Origin of the sequence: Streptomyces sp. NPDC020747, from assembly GCF_044334695.1 — a bacterium.
Lineage (GTDB): Bacteria > Actinomycetota > Actinomycetes > Streptomycetales > Streptomycetaceae > Streptomyces.
Genome location: NZ_JBIRTJ010000001.1, coordinates 150858 through 170130, shown reverse-complemented (window position 1 = coordinate 170130; position 19273 = coordinate 150858). Strand labels below are relative to the sequence as shown.

Genomic DNA, 19273 nt, shown 5'->3' with positions numbered 1-19273 from the left:
GTCACCGGAGGAACGCGGCGGCGACACCGGCGTCGACCGGGACGTGCAGACCGGTGGTGTGCGTGAGGTCGCCGCCCGTCAGGGCGAAGACGGCGTTGGCGACGTGCTCGGGCAGTACCTCGCGCTTGAGGATGGTCCGCTGGGCGTAGAACTCGCCGAGCTTCTCCTCCTCGATGCCGTACGTGGCCGCGCGCTGAGCACCCCAGCCGCCCGCGAAGATCCCGGAGCCGCGGACTACCCCGTCGGGGTTGATGCCGTTGACCCGGATCCCGTGCTCACCCAACTCGGCGGCCAGCAAACGCACTTGATGGGCCTGGTCGGCCTTGGTGGCGGAGTAGGCGATGTTGTTCGGACCGGCGAACACGGCGTTCTTGGACGCGATGTAGATGACATCCCCGCCGAGCCCCTGCGCGATCATCACCCGGGCCGCCTCGCGCGAGACGAGGAAGGAGCCGCGGGCCATGATGTCGTGCTGGAGGTCCCAGTCCTTGGCCGTGGTCTCCAGGAGAGGCTTGGAGATGGAGATACCGGCGTTGTTCACGACCAGGTCGACGCCGCCGAAGGCGAGCACCGCCGCCTTGAAGGCCTCGGCGATCTGCTCCTCGGAGGTCACGTCGACGGTGACGGCGACGGCCTTGTCGGGCCCGCCGAGCGCGGTGGCGACGTCGGCCGCGTTCTCCGCGTTCAGGTCCGCGATCACGACACACGCGCCCTCGGCCACCAGCCGCTCGGCGATCGCCTTGCCGATACCGCTGCCCGCACCCGTCACCAGCGCCACGCGCGTGGCCAGCGGCTTGGGCTTCGGCATCCGCTGGAGCTTGGCCTCCTCAAGGGCCCAGTACTCGATGCGGAACTTCTCCGACTCCTCGATCGGCGCGTACGTCGAGACCGCCTCGGCCCCGCGCATCACGTTGATCGCGTTGACGTAGAACTCGCCGGCCACGCGCGCGGTCTGCTTGTCCTTGCCGAAGCTGAACATGCCGACTCCGGGGACGAGCACGATCGCCGGGTCGGCGCCGCGCATCGCGGGGGAGTCGGGCAGGGCGTGCCGCTGGTAGTAGGCGGCGTACTCCTCGCGGTACTCGGCGTGCAGTTCGTTCAGCCGCGCGATCGCCTCGTCCAGTCCGACGGTCGGCGGCAGATCGAGGACGAGCGGCCTGACCTTCGTACGGAGGAAGTGGTCCGGGCAGGAGGTGCCGAGCGCGGCGAGCCGCGGGTGCTCGGCGCTCGCGAGGAAGTCGAGCACGACCTCGGAGTCGGTGAAGTGACCGACCTGCGGACGGTCCTGCGAGGCCAGCGACCGGATCACGGGCGCGAGGGCGGCGGCCCGCTCCCGGCGCTCGGCGCCACCGAGAGCCGCGTACCCCTCGATCACCGGACCGAAGGGCTCGTCCTTCCCGCGCTCGACGAGGAACTCCTCGGCGGTACGGATGATGTGCAGCGAGTTCCGCTCGCACTCCTCGGCCGTGCCGCCCCAGGCGGTGATGCCGTGCCCGCCGAGGACGCAGCCGACGGCCTGCGGGTTCGCTTCCTTCACGGCGGCGATGTCGAGACCGAGCTGGAAGCCGGGCCGACGCCACGGCACCCACACCACACTGTCCCCGAAACACTCGGCGGTCAGCTTCTCCCCGTCGGCCGCACAGGCGAGCGCGATCCCGGAGTCGGGATGCAGATGATCCACATGTGCCGCGTCCACCAGCCCGTGCATGGCCGTGTCGATCGACGGAGCCGCCCCGCCCTTCCCGTGCAGGCAGTAGTCGAACGCGGCCACCATCTCGTCCTCGCGCTCCACCCCCGGATACACGTCCTTCAGCGCCAGCAGCCGGTCGATCCGCAACACCGCGAGCCCGGACTCGGTGAGGGTCCCCAGGTCGCCCCCGGACCCCTTGACCCACATCAACTCGACGTCCCCACCGGTCACGGGATCGGTGTCGGTGCCCTTCGCGGAGGTGTTCCCGCCCGCGTAGTTCGTGTTCCGCGGATCAGCGCCAAGCCGATTGGACCGGGCCAGCAGAGCGGCGGCTTCGGGATGGGGTGCCATGTTCCTAGTCCTTAAGAAGAGTGCGTACGTATGCTCGTGCCCCGTAAGGGGCACGGGGAACTGCGCGATCAACTGAAGCCGACCCGCAGTCAGCCACCGACCTGCGGTCCTCCGGTGAATGGACCGGTCAAGCCCGTGCAACGGCTACGCCCCCCATCCGGCCTGCTGCCCACCAACCCGCTCCCCAGCGATCTTCTCCGCCCACCCGGAGCGGCGGTACGCCGCCATCGGGTCCGCATCCAACTCCAGCTCTTCACGAACCTCCGCCACCAACGGCCGCACATCCGTGTTGTACGCGTCCATGACGACGGCGTTCGCAGCCAGCACGTCCCCCGACCGCTGGGCGACGACAAGAGCCTCGCGGTCCACCAGGAGCGCCTTCGCCGTGGCCTCCTGGACATTCATCACGGACCGGATGATCGCCGGGATCTTCGCCTCGATGTTGTGGCACTGGTCGAGCATGAACGCCACATCCGGACTGAAGCCACCCCCACGGATCACCTCGTACATGATCCGGAACAGCTGGAACGGGTCGGCGGCCCCGACCATCAGGTCGTCATCGGCGTAGAACCGCGAGTTGAAGTCGAACGCCCCGAGTTTCCCCTCGCGCAGCAGCGTCGCCACGATGAACTCGATGTTGGTCCCGGGAGCGTGGTGCCCGGTGTCGACGACGACCTGTGCCTTGGGCCCGAGCTTCAGACAGTGGGCGTACGCCGTGCCCCAGTCGGGCACGTCCGTCGTATAGAAGGCGGGCTCGAAGAACTTGTACTCCAGCAGCATCCGCTGGTCGTCGCCGAGCCGCTCGTACACCCGGGCCAGGCCCTCGGCGAGCCGGTCCTGGCGCTCGCGGATGTCGTCCTGGCCGGGATAGTTCGTACCGTCCGCGAACCACAGCTTCAGGTCCTTCGAACCCGTGGCGTCCATGATGTCGACGCACTCCAGCAGGTGGTCGAGCGCCTTGCGGCGGACCGCCGCGTCCGGGTGGCAGACGCTGCCCAGCTTGTAGTCGTCGTCCTGGAAGGTGTTGGAGTTGATCGCGCCGAGCTTCAGACCGCGCTCCTCGGCGTGCTTCGCCAGGGCCGCGTAGTCCTCGACCCTGTCCCACGGAATGTGCAGCGCCACGGTCGGCGCGGCCCCCGTGAACTCGTGCACCTTCGCCGCGTCGTCCAGCTTCTCGAAAGGATTGCGGGGGACTCCGGGCTGCGCGAACACCTTGAAGCGGGTCCCCGAGTTCCCGTACGCCCATGAAGGCGTCTCGATGGCCTGGGTCCTGAGGGCGGCCTTCACAGCGGAAACGTCGGATCGGCTCGTCATCGTCAGCGCTCCTGTATGCCATGCGGTCGGTCAAGCGGGTGGCTCACCGAGAGAAGTGTGAATCGTTTCATTGCCGTGAAGCTAGGCGTGGCCGCCAGGGCTGTCAAGAGGGTGAGCGGTGATGGTCGCGTGACCGGGGCGTTATATGACCCAGCAGCGAAACTTTCGGACTCAGACCCATTGACTCCGCCGGGCTGGCGCGTCTAGCTTCCGTGAAACCTTATTGAAACCTTTCACGACGTCAAGAGATCGCCTTCGACGTTGAGGAGCCCTCATGAACGACTCCGACGCGGGCCCGGCCCCTGTCCTGGCCCTGAAGGACGTCTCCAAGTCCTTCGGCGCCGTGCGGGCCCTGCATGACGTCTCGCTGCAGCTCTTCCCGGGCGAGGCCCACGCGCTCGCCGGGGAGAACGGCGCGGGCAAGTCCACTCTCATCAAGACGCTCGCGGGCGTGCACCGGCCGGACGCCGGCCAGGTGCTGCTCGACGACTCTCCTGTCACCTTCCACGGCCCGGCGGACGCCCGGGACGCGGGGATCGCTGTGATCTACCAGGAACCGACGCTGTTCCCCGACCTCTCGATCGCCGAGAACATCTTCATGGGCCGCCAGCCCCGCCGGGCGCTCGGCCGCATCGACCGCAAGGCGGTGCACGCGGCCACCGCGGAACTCATGGCCCGGCTCGGCGTCACCCTCGACCCGCAGCGCCCCGCACGTGGTCTGTCCATCGCCGACCAGCAGATCGTCGAGATCGCCAAAGCGCTCTCCTTCGACGCCCGCGTGCTGATCATGGACGAGCCCACGGCGGCCCTCACCGGCAGCGAGACCGCGCGTCTCTTCTCCGTCGTGGAGACGCTGCGCGCCGAGGGCGCGGCGGTGCTGTTCATCTCGCACCGGCTGGAGGAGATCTTCCGGCTCTGCCAGCGGGTCACCACGCTGCGGGACGGCCGCTGGATCTCCTCCGAGCCGATCGACAGCCTCACCGAGGACGACCTCGTCCGCCGGATGGTCGGGCGTGACCTCGGAGAGCTCTACCCCAAGCAGGAGACACGGATCGGCGAGACCGCGCTGTCCGTGCAGCGCCTGACGCGTGAGGGTGTCTTCCGGGACGTCTCCTTCGAAGTGCGGCGCGGCGAGATCGTGGCCCTGGCCGGACTCGTCGGCGCCGGGCGCAGCGAGGTCGTCCAGGCCGTCTTCGGTGTGGACCGCGCCGACGCGGGCGAGGTGCACGTGGACGGCAAGCGCCTGACCGTGGGCTCGCCCACCGCCGCCATGGACGCCGGCGTCGCCCTCGTCCCCGAGGACCGCCGGCAGTGCGGGCTCGTCATGGAGATGTCCATCGAGCGCAACATCGCCCTCACCGGCCTCGACAAGCTCGGCAAGGGCGGACTCGTGCGCCGCGCCCTCGAACAGGGCCGCGCTGCCGACTGGTCCGTCAAGCTGCAGCTCAAGTACAACAAGCTGTCCGACAGTGTCGGCGTCCTGTCGGGCGGCAACCAGCAGAAGGTCGTCCTCGCCAAGTGGCTCGCCACCGAGCCCTCCGTGCTCATCGTCGACGAGCCCACCCGCGGCATCGACGTCGGCACCAAGGCCGAGGTGCACCGTCTGCTCTCCTCACTCGCCGCGGAGGGGCTCGCCGTACTGATGGTCTCCTCCGATCTGCCCGAAGTCCTCGGCATGGCCGACCGCGTCCTCGTCATGCACGAGGGCCGGCTCGTCGCCGAGATCCCCCGCACCGAGGCCACCGAGGAATCCGTGATGGCCGCGGCGACGGGACGTAACGGAAAGGAGAGGGCAGCATGAAGTCGGCACCGTCGGCACTGTCGGCACGCGAGAAGCCCTCCGCCGCGCCCGCTCCGGAGAAGAGCGACGCCCGCAACCTCGTCGACGCGGTCTTCCGGGCCCGCGAGATCAGCATCGGCGGCGCGCTCGTCCTGCTGATCCTCGGCACCTGGCTCGCCAACCACTCCTTCCTGGACAGCCAGGGCGTCAAGGACCTCTTGCTCAACTCCTCGATCCTGGTGCTGCTGGCCGTCGGCCAGTCCGTCGTCGTGGTGACCCGCAACATCGACCTGTCGGTCGGCTCGGTCGTCGGTCTCACCGCCTTCACCTGCGGCGACTTCGTCTCGGGCACCAACCACGGACCCTTGACCGTGATGCTCCTCGGTATCGCCATCGGAGCCCTGTGCGGCCTCGTCAGCGGTGCCCTCGTCAGCATCGGCAAGGTGCCCGCGCTGGTCGTGACCCTCGGCATGCTGTACGTCGTCCAGGGCATCGACTACGCCCTGGCCGAGGGCGGCCAGATCAACGCCGTCAACCTGCCCGACTCGGTGCTCTCGCTCGGCAGCGGCAGCATCCTCGGCATCCCGTACCTGCCGCTGATCTCGGTCGCCGTACTCGCCGCCACCGCCTACTTCCTGCGGACCTACCGCAGCGGCCGTGAGCTGTACGCCATCGGGTCCAGCCCCGAGGCCGCCCGGCTCGCCGGCATCCCCATCCGCCGCCGGGTCCTCGTCGCCTACGTGTTCTCGGGCGCCATCGCGGGCCTCGCCGGAGCTCTGTGGCTGGCCCGCTTCGGTACCGTCGTCGCCAACGCGGCCAGCGGCTGGGAACTCACCGTGGTCAGCGCCGTCGTCGTCGGCGGCGTGGCGATCACCGGCGGCATCGGCTCGGTGTGGGGCGCGGCGCTCGGTGCCCTGCTGCTCACCACCATCTCCGGCGCGCTGATCGTCCTCAAGGTCGACCCCTTCTGGGAGCAGGCCATCACCGGTGCCCTGCTGATCCTCGCCATCACCGCCGACCGCATCGTGCAGGTCCGCACCACCAACGCCCTGAGGAAGAGGAGCAGGCGATGACCGCGCTCACCAAGTTTTTGCGCTGGGACAGCGTCGTCGGCATCCTGCTGATCTCCGTGTTCCTCGTCGGCACCGGCAGCACCGAGGGCTTCGCGGACACCGCCAACCTCTCCGCCGCCCTCAACGACATCGCCGAAGTCGCCCTGATCGCTCTGCCGATGACCCTGCTGGTCGTCGCAGGGCAGGTGGACCTGTCCGTCGCCTCGATGCTGGGCCTGTCCAGCGCGTTGGCGGGTTCGCTGTGGGACGCCGGCTACGCCTTCGAGATGATCGTGCCGATCTGCCTGCTGGTCGGCGCGCTCGGCGGATTCCTCAACGGCTGGCTGGTGACCCGTGTCGGGCTGCCCTCCCTCGCCGTCACCATCGGCACCCTTGCCCTCTTTCGAGGCCTGGCCTCGGTGGTCCTCGGAACCAAGGCCGTCGCCGACTTCCCGGCGACGTACGCCGAGTGGGCCACGTACACCGAGACCGTGCCCGGCACGTTCATCCCGTACCCGGTCGCGCTGTTCATCGTGCTCGCGGTGATCACCGCGGTCGTGCTGCACTGCACCGGCTTCGGGCGCTCCCTGTTCGCCATCGGCGCGCAGGAGGACGCCGCCTACTTCGCGGGCATCCGGGTCAAGCGCTTCAAGCTGGCGCTGTTCGTCGTCTCCGGAGTGGTCGCCTCCTTCGCCGGGATCGTCTACACCCTGCGGTACGGAAGCGCCCGCGCCGACAACGGCCTCGGTCTCGAACTCGTCGTCATCGCCTCCGTCCTGCTCGGCGGCATCGACTTCGACGGCGGCAAGGGCACCCTCGGCGGCGCGGTCGCCGGAGTACTCCTCATCGGGCTGCTGCGCAATCTGCTCACCCTCAACGACATCTCCAGCGAGATCCAGGTCGTGGTCACCGGGCTGCTCCTCATCGCCTCGGTACTGACCCCGCGCATCATCTCCGTGGTCTCCGAACGCCGACATCGGCGTGCCGCGACGACACCCGGTCCAAAAGCTCCACAACCCAGTTCATAAGCCGCGCTTTTTCCACCTCGTACACCGTCGTACGTCCCGAAAGGCACCCTCATGCGACTCCACACCCGAACCCGAGGCCGCGTGCTCGCCGCCGCCTCCGTCGTCTGCGCACTCACGGTCACCCTGGCCGGGTGCAGCGGCACGACCAAGGACTCCGCGAAGAGCGACACGAAGTCGAACGGCAGCAGCGCCAAGGCCAACCCCGACGCGGAGCTGAAGAAGGGCCTCAAGCTGGCCTTCCTGCCCAAGCAGATCAACAACCCGTACGAGAAGATCGTCGACGACGCCGGCATCGCGGCCACCAAGGAGTTCGGCGGCACCGGCAAGGAGGTCGGCCCCTCCGACTCCAGCGCCTCCTCCCAGGTCTCGTACATCAACACGCTGATCCAGCAGCGGCAGGACGCCATCCTCATCGCGGCCAACGACCCCAACGCGGTCTGTACCCCGCTGAAGAACGCGATGAAGAAGGACATCAAGGTCGTCGCCTACGACTCGGACACCGCCAAGGACTGCCGCCAGCTCTTCATCAACCAGGCCAGCTCCGAGGAGATCGGCCGCAGCCAGGTCCAGCACATCGCCAAGCAGCTCGACTTCAAGGGCGAGATCGCGATCCTGTCGGCCACCCAGAACGCGACCAACCAGAACACCTGGATCGACTTCATGAAGGACGAGCTGAAGAAGCCCGCCTACAAGAACATGAAGCTGGTCAAGGTCGCCTACGGTGACGACGACGACCAGAAGTCCTTCCAGGAGACCCAGGGTCTGCTGAAGGCGTACCCGAAGCTGAAGGGCATCATCTCGCCCACCACGGTCGGCATCGCGGCCGCTGCCCGCTACATCAGCTCCTCCTCGTACAAGGGCAAGGTCGTCCTCAACGGCCTCGGTACGCCCAACCAGATGCGCAAGTACGTCAAGGACGGCACGGTCGAACAGTTCTCGCTGTGGGACCCGAAGAAGCTCGGCTACCTCGGCGCGTACGCGGCGGCGGCCCTGGCGTCCAGGCAGATCACCGGCGCCGAGGGTGAGAAGTTCAAGGCCGGCGAGCTCGGTGACTACACGGTCGGCAAGGACGGTGAGGTCATCCTCGGCCCGCCCACCGTCTTCAACAAGGACAACATCGACGACTTCGACTTCTAGGAGTCCCGCACCATGCAGCGTGTCTGCTTCTTGCTGAAGGTCCGTCAGGACCGCCTGGAGGAGTACCGCGAACGGCATGCGGCCGTCTGGCCCGAGATGCTCGACGCGCTCTCCGCCACCGGCTGGCACAACTACTCGCTGTTCCTGCGTGAGGACGGCCTGCTGGTGGGCTATCTGGAGACCGAGGACTTCGCCAAGGCGCAGGCCGCCATGGCCGCGACCGAGGTCAACGCCCGCTGGCAGGCCGAGATGGGCGACTTCTTCGAAGCGCTCGACGGGGACCGCCCCGACGCGGCGATGAAACCGCTCACCGAAGTGTTCCACCTCGCCTGACCGAGGCGTCCCCCGCATAGGAGCATGACCATGAGAAGACGGTCCCTGGCCGCCGCGGCGGTGGCCACCGCACTGCTCTCCGCCGCATCCCTGACCGGCACCGCTCGCGCGGCCGACCCCGCCCCGGCGGTCAGCAGGATCGCCGACACCCAACTCGACGCCCAGGCCCTGTACTTTGTGTCGTACGACGGCCTGGTCAACAACAACTCCTTCCAGAAGAACGGGTTGCTGACCTACAAGGGCTATCAGTACGCGGCCTGGTACACCGCCGACCGCAGCGCGGTGATCGCCCGCCGCGCGCTGGGAGCGTCGAGCTGGCAGACCGCCGAACTCCCGCACAAGCTGCGGTACAACGACTCCCACAACGTCATCTCCATGGGCGTCTCACGCATCGACGGACGCCTGCACATCAACATGGACTCGCACAGTGACGGCTTCTTCTACGTGAAGTCCGAGGCGGGGCTCCTCGACGATCCGGCCAGCCGGTCCTGGACCGCGAGCCGCTTCGGCTCCGTGCAGACCACCCTCGACGGCGTGGGCCTCACCTCGCAGTTCACCTACCCGCAGTTCGTCGCCACGCCCGAGGGCCGGCTGCAGCTCAGCTACCGGGTCGCCGTCTCCGGCAACGGCCGCAACGCCCTTGCCGAGTACGACGGTTCGAAGTGGACGGCGCTCGGCGAGTGGTCCAGCTCCACCGGCACGTACACCAGCGAGCACGGCTCCAGCACCGCCCGCAACATGTACCTGCACGGCATCGACTACAGCGCCGACGGCACCCTGCACGCCTTCTTCACCTGGCGCGAGCAGAACGGCGCCGTGATGTGCAACGGCGGCGGCATCACCAACCACGACACCGGTTACGTCTATTCGACCGACCGCGGCCGCACCTGGCGCAACGCGGCCGGCACGGCCGTCGGCACCACCGGCGGCAGCGACAAGGTCGCCGTCAACGACGCCGGGCTCGTCGTGGACGCGCTCAACCCCGACCACTCCCTGATGAACCAGGAGAGCCAGGCCACCGACTCCGCGAACCGCCCGCACGCGATCATCAGCTATGTCCCGGGCCGCTTCACGCAGTGCACCACCAACTACGTGGACGACCGTACCGCCAACGGCCGCGCCTTCCACGTCCGCAAGGACATCACCACCGGCGCCTGGCGGAAGACCGAGATCCCGGTGCCGCTCAACTCCAGCCAGCGCACCAAGCTGATCCTCGACAAGTACGACAACGCCTACGCGATCATGCCGTTCGGACGCATCGTCGGAGCCTCGAAGGCCTCCAACTACACCGACTGGAAGGTGCTGTTCGACGGCAGCGGTCTCAACGCCTTCGGTGAGGTCGTGCTCGACGAGGCCCGGGTCGCCCAGGACGGCGTGCTGTCCATCATGTACCAGCAGAAGTCCAGCGGAACGACGCCGTCGCCGATCCGTGTCGTCGACTTCGCCCTGCCCAAGTGACTCTGCCCAAGTGACCGTGCCCAACCGACCGGCCCCGTGACCGGAGGGACCACCATGACCGCCGTACGCACTCCCGCCGTCGCCCGCAAGCCCCGTATCGGGCTCGTCGCGGGCGGACTCGGTGCCTACTGGCCCCAGTTCCCCGAACTGCTGCCCCAACTCCAGCGCTCCGCCACCCGGGTCACCGAGCGGATGCAGGAGTTCGACGCCGAGGTCATCGACGTGGGCTTCATCTCCGACGCCCAGGAGGGCGCGGCCGCCGCCGAGAAGCTGCGCGCAGCCGACTGCGACCTCATCGTCGGTTTCCTCACCACCTACATGACCGCGACCATGCTGGTCCCGATCGCCCAGCGCAGCGGTGCTCCCGTGCTGCTCATCAACCTCCAGCCCACCGAGTCGATGGACCACGCCTCCTTCGACACCGGCGCCTGGCTCGCCTACTGCGGCGCCTGCCCGCTGCCCGAGATGGCCAACGCCTTCGAGCGGGTCGGCGTCCCCTTCCGCTCGGTGTCCGGGCATCTGGAGGACGAGCGGGCCTGGCAGCGCATCGGCCGCTGGATCCGTGCCGCGGGCGTCCGGTCGGTGCTGAGCCACGGCCGGCACGGCCTCATGGGACACCTGTATCCCGGCATGTACGACGTCTCCACCGACCTGACGATGGTTCCGGGCAACACGGGCGGCCATGTCGAGGTCCTGGAGTTCGACGACCTGCGGGTCCGCGTCGAGCAGGTCGGGGACGACCAGGTGGCGGCCAAGCTCGCCGAGACCCGCAAGACCTTCGAACTCGCCGACTCCGTCGTCGAGGACGACCTGGTCTGGGCGGCCCGGGTCTCCGCCGGACTCGACCAGTTGGTCGCCGACTTCGATCTGGACTCGCTGGCCTACTACCACCGGGGCCTCGACGGCGAGATCCACGAACGGCTCGGCGCCGGCATGATCCTCGGCTCCTCGCTGCTCACCGCACGCGGCATCCCGGCCTGCGGCGAGTACGAGTTGCGCACGTCACTGGCCATGCTGATCGCCGACCGCCTCGGCGCGGGCGGTTCCTTCACCGAGCTGCAGGCCCTCAACTTCCGAGACGGCGTGGTCGAGATGGGCCACGACGGGCCCGGCCACCTCGCCATCAGCGAACGCAAGCCCCTGTTGCGTGGGCTGGGCGTCTACCATGGCAAGCGGGGCTGGGGCGTGTCCGTCGAGTTCGATGTCAAGCACGGACCGGTGACACTCATCGGCCTGGGCCAGGCACGCGACGGCCGGTACAAGCTGATCGCATCCGAGGGTGAGGTCGTCGGGGGACCGCTGCTGGAGATCGGCAACACCACCTCGCGCGTCGACTTCGGCGTCGACCCGGGCGAGTGGACCGACGCGTGGAGCGCGAGCGGTGTCGGCCACCACTGGGCTCTCGCCACCGGCCGTCTGCTGCCGGAGCTCCGGGCCGTCGCGGAGCTCACGGACCTGGAGCTGGTGGAGGTGACCGGCTGACCGCTTCCCACAGGGAGGGGCGTGGCGGGCAGCCACGCGGATACGCTGGCACTCTCGGCCCGAAGGGGCAGGACAGCAGGACGGAGTACGTGAGGCACATGGTCGGCATCAAGGACGTGGCACGGCACGCCGGGGTGTCGGTGGGGACGGTCTCGAACGTCATCAACCGCCCGGACACGGTCGCCTCCGAGACCCGCGCCCGCGTGCTCTCCGCCATCGACCGGCTCGGCTACGTCCGCAGCGAGTCGGCCCGGCAGCTGCGCGCCGGACGCAGCCGGATCATGGGCCTGCTCGTCCTCGACATGGGCAACCCCTTCTTCGTGGACGTGGCGCGCGGCGCCGAGCGGGCCGCCCGTGAGACAGGGCTCGGCGTGATGGTCTGCAACAGCGCGCAGAGCGCCGGCGAGGAGGCCGACTACCTCTCCCTCTTCGCCGAGCAGCGGGTGCGGGGCGTCCTGCTGACCCCCGCCGACGCCACCGGGCGCAACATCGAGGCGTTCCGCCGCCACGGCATCCCCTTCGTGCTCGTCGACCGCGTCGCCGAGGGCACCACCGAGTGCTCGGTGTCGGTCGACGACGTGGCGGGCGGCGCCCTGGCCGTACGACACCTGATCGACGCCGGCCACCGCTCCATCGCGTACGTGAGCGGCCCGCCCGGCCTGAACCAGGTCAGGGACCGCCGTACGGGCGCCCTGAAGGCGCTGGACGAGGCGGGGCTCGGCCCGGAGTGCCTGCGCGAGCTGCCCACCGAGCGGCTCGACGTGGCCGCGGGCCGGGACGCCGGTGCCCGCCTCCTCGGCCTCGGCGACCGTCCGACCGCCGTGTTCTGCGCCAACGACCTGCTCGCCCTCGGCGTCCTTCAGGCCATGTTCGCGGCCGGGGTGACCGTCCCGGACGACCTCGCGATCGTCGGCTACGACGACATCGAGTTCGCGGCCGCGGCGGCCGTCCCGCTGACCTCCGTACGGCAGCCCGCCGTGACGATGGGCGCGCTCGCCGCCTCGCTCCTCCTGGAGGAGACCGAGGCCGAGACGGCACCCACCCCGCACGAGCACCAGCGCGTGGTCCTCCAGCCGGAGCTGGTGGTGCGGCGCTCCAGCCTCCCGCCGCGCTGAGCGGTTGTTCGGTACGCAGGCGGTTCCCGGCCTGATCGGCCGGTCAGTACGAATTTCTTGATCCCCGGCCTCGGCTCGCCGGAGAACTTGTGCTGAACTGGTTCGCAGTCAGGAATCCATCCGTCTCGGGAGCCCCTTTTGAGTGCCAGCTATCGTCAGCCCGGTGTCGTCCTCAGCGACCGCCGCTTCACCGTGCCCCTCGATCACGACAACCCCTCCGGGGAGACGATCGAGCTGTACGCCCGTGAAGTGGTCGGCAGCGACAAGGCGGACCAGGATCTGCCCTGGCTGGTGTACCTCCAGGGCGGCCCCGGCTTCGGGGCGAATCGTTTCGTCGGCCAGCAGGCCTGGCTCGGCCGCGCCCTGGAGGAGTACCGCGTCCTGCTGCTCGACCAGCGCGGCACCGGCAGCTCCACGCCCCTCAACCGGCAGACCCTCCCGCTGCGCGGCGGCCCCCGCGAACAGGCCGACCACCTCGCGCTGTTCCGCGCCGACTCCATCGTCCGCGACTGCGAGGCGATCCGCCCGGCCGTCACCGGCGGCGCCCCCTGGGCCGTCCTCGGCCAGAGCTTCGGCGGCTTCTGCACGGTCAACTACCTCTCCACCGCGCCCGAGGGCCTCAGCACCGCCCTGATCACCGGCGGCCTGCCCACCCTGGACGGCCACGCCGACGACGTCTACCGGGCCGCCTACCCGCGTATCGAGCGCAAGGTCGCCGCGCACTACGCGCGTTACCCCCAGGACATCGAGCGGGCCCGGCGCATCGCCGAGCACCTGCTGCGGCACGAGCCCGTCCTGAACGGCGGCTACCGCCTCACCGTCGAGGCCTTCCAGTCCCTCGGCATCCTCCTCGGCGGCAGCGAGGGCAGCCACCGCCTGCACTACCTCCTGGAGAACGCCTTCGTCCGCACGGCCCAGGGCCCGGCCCTCTCCGACGCCTTCCAGGAAGACGTCCTGTCCGTCCTCTCGTTCGCGGGCCATCCGCTGTACGCACTGGTCCACGAGGCCTCCTACGCCCAGGGCGACCGCCCCACCGCCTGGTCCGCCGAGCGGATCCGCGCCGACTTTCCGCAGTTCGACGCCGCCAAGACCCTCGCGGGCGACGGTCCGGTCCTCTTCACCGGCGAGTCCGTCCACCCCTGGACCTTCGACTGCGACCCGGCCCTGCGCCCCCTCCGCGAAACGGCCGACCTCCTCGCCGAGCGCACCGACTGGGCGCCGCTGTACGACCCCGACCGCCTCGCCGCCAACGAGGTCCCCGTGGCCGCGGCCGTCTACCACGACGACATGTACGTCGACACCGAACACTCCCTGAGCACCGCCCGCACGATCCGCGGCCTGCGCACGTACGTGACGAACGAGTTCGAACACGACGGCGTACGGGCGGGCGGCCCACGGGTTCTGGACCGCCTGCTGGCGCTCACACGCGACGAGGCCTGACGACAGGGGCGCGCCCAGCCGCACGCCGCCCGCGGAATTCGGATGACAAGGCCGACGAAACGCCTATTCTGCGACCATGACCGTCTCGACGAACGACCAGCTCAAGCCCATGCCCGAGGACTGGAAGCGCGCGCTCGCCGTCGTCGCCCACCCCGATGACCTGGAATACGGCTGCTCCGCGGCGATCGCGTCGTGGACGGACGGCGGCCGCGAGGTCACGTACGTCCTGGCAACGCGAGGCGAGGCGGGGATCGACACCCTGGAGCCGGAGAAATGCGCCCCGCTGCGCGAACGCGAGCAGCGGGCCAGCGCCGCCGTCGTGGGCGTCACCGAGGTGGAGTTCCTCGACCACAAGGACGGTGTCGTCGAATACGGCACCGCCCTGAGGCGGGACATCGCCGCGGCGATCCGCAGGCACCGCCCCGAGTTGGTGATCACCCTCAACCACCGCGACACCTGGGGCGGGGTCGCCTGGAACACACCCGACCATGTCGCCGTGGGCCGGGCCACCCTGGACGCGGCCTCGGACGCCGGTAACCGCTGGATCTTCCCGGAGCTGGGCCTGGAGCCCTGGAACGGAGTGCGCTGGGTCGCCGTGGCGGGCTCCAGCACCCCCACGCACGCGGTGGACGCGACCCCCGGCATGGAGCGCGCGGTGCTCTCCCTGCTCGAACACCGCACCTACATCGAGGTGTTGACGGACGAGGAGCCGGAAGCGTACGTACGAACCTTCCTCACCGGCTTCGCGCAGACGACGGGCGAACGCTTCGGTGGCAAGCCCGCTGTCGCCTTCGAACTCTTCGGCCGCTGAGCGAGGACGACCGACCCGCGAAGACGCCCTCAGGCCGCCACCGGCTCGCGCATCGTGCGCAGCGGGCCCACGACGCGTCCGTCCGGCAGGAGTTCGCCGGTGTCGTCGAAGACGACGGTGCCGTTGCACAGCAGGTTCCAGCCCTGTTCCGGGTGGGCGGACACGGTGACCGCGTCGTGGTGGTCGGGGCTGTCGGCGGTGGGGCACGTGGGCCAGTGGGTGCACATGATGGCTCTCCGGGGTCTGTGAAGGGGCTCTTTCCTCCGCGGTGGCGGAGTCTGTTCTCAGCTGTATTGGAGACGCCTCCGGCGCCGAGAACTCATCGGTGAGTTCGTTCCCCGCGAGGGAGTTGGATGCGCGCTGCGTAGGGTGGGAGACATGCAAGACGAAACCGGCACCGAAGCATCCGCCCCCACCGAACTCAAGGCGGACTGCACCCAGTGCTTCGGGCTGTGCTGTGTGGCACTGCCCTTCACCGCCTCGGCGGACTTCGCGATCGACAAGGCCGCCGGAAGCCCCTGCCGGAACCTCCGGACGGACAACCGCTGCGGCATCCACACGGAGTTGCGGCAGCGCGGCTTCAACGGCTGCACGGTCTACGACTGCTTCGGCGCGGGCCAGAAGGTCTCGCAGGTGACCTTCGAAGGCGCGGACTGGCGCTCGGGCTCCGGGGAGCGGGCCCGGCTCATGTTCGACGTGTTCCCGGTCGTACGACAGCTCCACGAGCTTCTCCGGTATCTCACCGAGGCGTTGGACCTGTCCGCGGCCCGCCCGATCCACTCCGAACTGCGCCGCGAGCTCGACAGGACCGAGGCGCTGACCCGTCGGGCCCCGGAAGAGCTCGCCGGGCTGGACGTGTCGTCGGTCCGCCAGGACGTCAACGTCCTGCTGCTGCGCGCGAGTGAGCTGGCGCGTGCCGGCCTCGGCCGGGGCAGGAAGAAGGAGCGTCGGGGCGCCGACCTCATGGGCGCCCGGCTCAAGGGCGCCGACCTGAGCGGCGCCAACCTCCGTGGCGCGTACCTCATCGCCGCCGACCTGACGGGCGCCGATCTGCGGAGCGCGGATCTGATCGGCGCCGACCTGCGTGACACCGATCTCACGGACGCCGACCTGACCGGCGCGCTCTTCCTCACCCAGCCGCAGGTCAACGCCGCGAAGGGCGGCCCCGGCACCAGGCTTCCGGCGTCAGTCACCCGCCCCGGTCACTGGACACCGTGAGGCCGAGGGCGTCTCCGACACCGCCGGGACCTCCGGTTGCGCGGGAGCCGCGGGAGAGCGGCGGTCGAGGTGCAGTGTCAGCCCCTCCGGCATCAGCGTGAGCCGCTCGGCCACCCGCAGCCGGTACGCCGGATCCGGCCGCAGCTCGTAGCGGCGCAGCAGCAGCCCGAGCACCAGCGTCGCCTCGTGCAGCGCGAACTGCCGCCCGATGCACGCCCGCGCACCGGTGCCGAACGGCTTGAACGTGTGTGCGGGCCGGGCCCGTACGGCACCCGGCCCGAAGCGGTCGGGATCGAACCCCTCCGCGTCCGCGCCCCACACCTCCGGGTCGCGGTGCAGCAGTGGGATCAGGACCAGGGCCCACGCGCCCCGGCGCATCGGATGGACACCGCCGAGGACCGTGTCCTGTTTGGCCTCGCGGGCGTACGCCGGCGCCGTCGGCCACAGGCGCAGCGACTCGTCGAGCACCCGTCGTACGTACCGGAGCCTGGCGACCTGCTCGTAGGCGGGCCGGGGTGTGTCGCCCCAGACGCGGTCGACCTCCGCGCGGGCGCGGGCGGCGATGTCGGGGTGCTGCGCGAGGTAGTGCAGGGCGAAGGAGAGCGCGCCGGACGTCGTCTCGTGGCCCGCGATCAGGAAGGTGATCACCTGGCGGCGGATGTTCTCCGGTGTGAGGCGCTCACCCGTCTCGGGATGGGCCGTGTCCAGCATCCGGTCCAGCAGATCGCCTTCCCCCGCAGGCCCGTTGACGCGTGCCTCGACCACGTTGTCGACCGTGCGGTTCAGGTACGCCACGTCCGCGTCGTTGCGGCGGGTGGCGGAGCGCATCAGCACCGGGGCCAGCGGCACGGGGACGACGTTGAGCCGCTGCGCGTACATCAGGGCGCCCACCATGGACGTGACGAAGGGGTGCGGCCGGGTGCGTTCGAACGAGCCGAAGTCGTGGCCGAAGCCGGTGCGGGCGATCGTCTCCAGCGTCAGCTTGGTCATGTCGCCGGGCACGTCGACGGCCCGGCCCGCCGCCCGCTCGCCGTCCCAGCGGTCCGTCAGCCGGCCCGTGACCTCCAGCATCATCGCGTGATAGCTCTCCATCGCGTCGCGGCTGAAGCCGGGCGCCAACACGTCGTGCGCCAGCCGCCAGTTGGGCTCGTGGTTGTACGCGGTGAACAGGCCGTCCCCGGCGACCGGCCGCAGGTTGGCGACCCCAAGGCCCACGTGCTTGGCGAACCGCGACTCGTCCGCCAGCTCGCCCGAGAGCTTCGCACCCCACACGAAGACGATCTCCTTGCCGAACCCCTTGCGCCGGAAGATCGGCCCGAGTTGTCGCCCGACGCGCAGCGAATCCTGCAACGGGGTGCGGAGGTTGACGCCGACGACGTCACCGACCAACGGCACGCGGTGCGGCGGACGCGGGATGCGGCGCAGTTCGGGCCAGCCCAGCTCGGCACTGCGGAACCCCTTCGGCAGCGTGCTCCTCGTCGTCCCCGCCATCACGCCATCTCCCTTGTGCCGAACGCCGGTTGGGCTTGTTGTACGCGGATTCAATAGCGACTGTCAGTCTGATCCCGCTGTTGAACCGACGTCAAGTAAGGTGCGGACATGGCCGCCAACGAGGGGGAGCGCACACGCCGTCGGCTCAGCACCGAGGAGCGTCGTGAGCAGTTGCTCTCGGTCGGAGCGCGGCTGTTCTCGGAGAGCCCGTACGACGACGTGTGGATCGAGCAGGTCGCCGAACTCGCGGGCGTCTCACGTGGGTTGCTCTACCACTACTTCCCGACCAAGCGGGACTTCTTCGCGGCCGTGGTGGAGCGCGAGAGCAAGCGGATGCTGCGGGTCACCGCCGCCGTGCCCGGGGTGCCGGTGCGCGAACAGATCGACGCCGGACTCGACACCTTCCTGGAGTACGTGCAGGCGCACGCGCACGGCTTCCGCGCCTTCCACCGCGCCGAGGCGGCGGGCGACCAGGCCGTGCGCAGGGTGTACCGCGAGACGCTCGCCGAGCAGCAGCGGCAGATCCTGGAGGCGCTGGCGGCGGACCCGGAGACGGCCTGGACCGAGGAGGACCTGCCGACGCTGCGGATCGCCGTGCGGGGCTGGCTCGCCTTCATGGCGGCGGCCTGTCTGGAGTGGCTCAAGGAGCCCGGGCTGTCCCGGGATCAGGTGCGCGACCTGTGCGCACGGGCGCTGTTGGGTGCCATCACTCCGTGAATTCCCCGTCACCAAGGTGTGACGACCGGTGCCATGTGGTTGGCGTACACCTCGATCTTCGGTAGGTTAGGCAAGGCTTACCTAAGGGAGGTTTGGGATGGGTGACCGTCACAGCTGGACGGCCGCGCCGGCCACGGCACAGCGTGCCCGCTCGGTGCTCGCCGCGGCATGGTCCTGCGCGGTGACCGCGGAGGGCGGTCGGGAGGAGTTCATCGGCGTGCACACCGTCGCCGAGGACGGCCGGGTGCTGCTGCACCTGCCGGACGACAGCACGCTCGCGGCGGCCGCGATCTGCGCGCCGCGCGGAGAGCCGTCCGCCGTCCTGGAGTTCGCCGACGTGGCGCCCGTTCCCGTACGGAACCGGATCCGCGCCAGGCTCTGGATGGCCGGCTGGTTCGCGCCCGAGGAAGGGCACTTGGCGTTCCACGCCACGCGCGCCGTGCTCCGCGAGCCCGGCGGGGCGGTCGTCGTCGACCTCGACGAGTTCGCCGTCGCCGAACCCGACCCGCTGGCCCTCGCGGAGGCGCAGCTCCTCACACACCTCGCCGACGCGCACCCGGACGCGGTCGAGCGGCTGACCCGCCTCGTCGAACCGGACAGCCTGCACGGCGCCGTGCGCGTACAGCCGCTCGCCGTCGACCGGCACGGACTGACGCTGCGCATCGAGCGGGCGCGCGGCCACGGCGACGTACGGCTGCCCTTCCACCGGCCCGCCGACAACGTCGGACAGCTCACCGAGCGCATGCACGTCCTGCTCACCCAGGCGAGCAGCGCGAGCTGCCCGCGTGCGCTGCAGCGGCAGCGCACGGAGGGCGACGGGTGAGGTGAACACTCCGGCCGCGGGCCGGAGCCGGTT

Annotated in this window: 17 protein-coding genes; 13 read left to right on the top strand and 4 right to left on the bottom strand. The window is 69.8% G+C overall.

Annotated elements, in window-relative coordinates:
* Position 1: 1 nt before the first annotated feature.
* Positions 2 to 2041 carry a bifunctional aldolase/short-chain dehydrogenase gene (locus ACH4YP_RS00715; protein WP_398488707.1) on the bottom strand — a complete coding sequence of 680 codons (2040 nt, stop codon included), beginning with the start codon at positions 2039 to 2041 and terminating at the stop codon, positions 2 to 4.
* A 144-nt stretch (positions 2042 to 2185) separates the two neighbouring features.
* Complete coding sequence (gene rhaI / locus ACH4YP_RS00710; protein ID WP_398488705.1) at positions 2186 to 3355, bottom strand: L-rhamnose isomerase; 1170 nt, start codon at positions 3353 to 3355, stop codon at positions 2186 to 2188.
* 274 nt (positions 3356 to 3629) lie between these two features.
* Between rhaI and ACH4YP_RS00705 the strand changes: the two genes are divergently transcribed.
* The 10 genes from ACH4YP_RS00705 to ACH4YP_RS00660 all read left to right on the top strand — a co-directional run bounded on the left by ACH4YP_RS00705 (position 3630) and on the right by ACH4YP_RS00660 (position 14991).
* Positions 3630 to 5156: a sugar ABC transporter ATP-binding protein gene (locus ACH4YP_RS00705; RefSeq protein ID WP_361052468.1), complete on the top strand. Its 1527-nt coding sequence runs from the start codon at positions 3630 to 3632 to the stop codon at positions 5154 to 5156.
* The gene (locus ACH4YP_RS00700; protein WP_361052471.1) at positions 5153 to 6208 is read left to right on the top strand and encodes an ABC transporter permease; all 1056 of its coding nucleotides are present in this window, start codon (positions 5153 to 5155) and stop codon (positions 6206 to 6208) included. Before ACH4YP_RS00705 ends, ACH4YP_RS00700 begins: the two co-directional genes overlap by 4 nt.
* Positions 6205 to 7215 (top strand): ABC transporter permease, encoded by a 1011-nt coding sequence (locus ACH4YP_RS00695; protein ID WP_361052474.1) that lies wholly within the window; start codon positions 6205 to 6207, stop codon positions 7213 to 7215. Before ACH4YP_RS00700 ends, ACH4YP_RS00695 begins: the two co-directional genes overlap by 4 nt.
* A gap of 51 nt (positions 7216 to 7266) precedes the next feature.
* Positions 7267 to 8352, top strand: a complete 1086-nt coding sequence (gene rhaS / locus ACH4YP_RS00690) for a rhamnose ABC transporter substrate-binding protein (RefSeq protein ID WP_398488702.1) — start codon at positions 7267 to 7269, stop codon at positions 8350 to 8352.
* A gap of 12 nt (positions 8353 to 8364) precedes the next feature.
* Positions 8365 to 8685 carry an L-rhamnose mutarotase gene (locus ACH4YP_RS00685; RefSeq protein ID WP_398488701.1) on the top strand — a complete coding sequence of 107 codons (321 nt, stop codon included), beginning with the start codon at positions 8365 to 8367 and terminating at the stop codon, positions 8683 to 8685.
* Between the two features lie 30 nt (positions 8686 to 8715).
* Positions 8716 to 10143: a BNR repeat-containing protein gene (locus ACH4YP_RS00680; RefSeq protein WP_398488699.1), complete on the top strand. Its 1428-nt coding sequence runs from the start codon at positions 8716 to 8718 to the stop codon at positions 10141 to 10143.
* Between the two features lie 54 nt (positions 10144 to 10197).
* The gene (locus ACH4YP_RS00675) at positions 10198 to 11625 is read left to right on the top strand and encodes an arabinose isomerase (RefSeq protein ID WP_398488697.1); all 1428 of its coding nucleotides are present in this window, start codon (positions 10198 to 10200) and stop codon (positions 11623 to 11625) included.
* A gap of 89 nt (positions 11626 to 11714) precedes the next feature.
* Entirely contained in the window at positions 11715 to 12740 is a 1026-nt protein-coding gene (locus tag ACH4YP_RS00670; protein WP_361052490.1) for a LacI family DNA-binding transcriptional regulator, read from the top strand.
* A 138-nt stretch (positions 12741 to 12878) separates the two neighbouring features.
* Positions 12879 to 14180, top strand: coding sequence for an alpha/beta fold hydrolase (locus tag ACH4YP_RS00665; protein ID WP_361052493.1), 1302 nt, complete (start codon positions 12879 to 12881; stop codon positions 14178 to 14180).
* A gap of 76 nt (positions 14181 to 14256) precedes the next feature.
* Positions 14257 to 14991 carry a PIG-L deacetylase family protein gene (locus ACH4YP_RS00660; RefSeq protein ID WP_361052496.1) on the top strand — a complete coding sequence of 245 codons (735 nt, stop codon included), beginning with the start codon at positions 14257 to 14259 and terminating at the stop codon, positions 14989 to 14991.
* A 29-nt stretch (positions 14992 to 15020) separates the two neighbouring features.
* Here ACH4YP_RS00660 and ACH4YP_RS00655 read toward each other — a convergent pair whose 3' ends face one another.
* Positions 15021 to 15218: a DUF5999 family protein gene (locus ACH4YP_RS00655; protein ID WP_398488695.1), complete on the bottom strand. Its 198-nt coding sequence runs from the start codon at positions 15216 to 15218 to the stop codon at positions 15021 to 15023.
* 151 nt (positions 15219 to 15369) lie between these two features.
* Here ACH4YP_RS00655 and ACH4YP_RS00650 point away from each other — a divergent pair, with 151 nt between their 5' ends.
* Positions 15370 to 16209 carry a pentapeptide repeat-containing protein gene (locus ACH4YP_RS00650; protein WP_361052533.1) on the top strand — a complete coding sequence of 280 codons (840 nt, stop codon included), beginning with the start codon at positions 15370 to 15372 and terminating at the stop codon, positions 16207 to 16209.
* On the opposite strand, the gene ACH4YP_RS00645 is transcribed toward ACH4YP_RS00650, so the two are convergent.
* Positions 16177 to 17700, bottom strand: a complete 1524-nt coding sequence (locus tag ACH4YP_RS00645) for a cytochrome P450 (protein WP_361052536.1) — start codon at positions 17698 to 17700, stop codon at positions 16177 to 16179. The genes ACH4YP_RS00650 and ACH4YP_RS00645 overlap by 33 nt on opposite strands.
* Before the next feature lie 108 nt (positions 17701 to 17808).
* Here ACH4YP_RS00645 and ACH4YP_RS00640 point away from each other — a divergent pair, with 108 nt between their 5' ends.
* Together ACH4YP_RS00640 and ACH4YP_RS00635 are read left to right on the top strand one after the other, a co-directional pair.
* The gene (locus ACH4YP_RS00640; RefSeq protein WP_361052539.1) at positions 17809 to 18417 is read left to right on the top strand and encodes a TetR/AcrR family transcriptional regulator; all 609 of its coding nucleotides are present in this window, start codon (positions 17809 to 17811) and stop codon (positions 18415 to 18417) included.
* Between the two features lie 97 nt (positions 18418 to 18514).
* Positions 18515 to 19240 carry a DUF2470 domain-containing protein gene (locus ACH4YP_RS00635; RefSeq protein ID WP_361052542.1) on the top strand — a complete coding sequence of 242 codons (726 nt, stop codon included), beginning with the start codon at positions 18515 to 18517 and terminating at the stop codon, positions 19238 to 19240.
* Positions 19241 to 19273 lie beyond the last annotated feature (33 nt).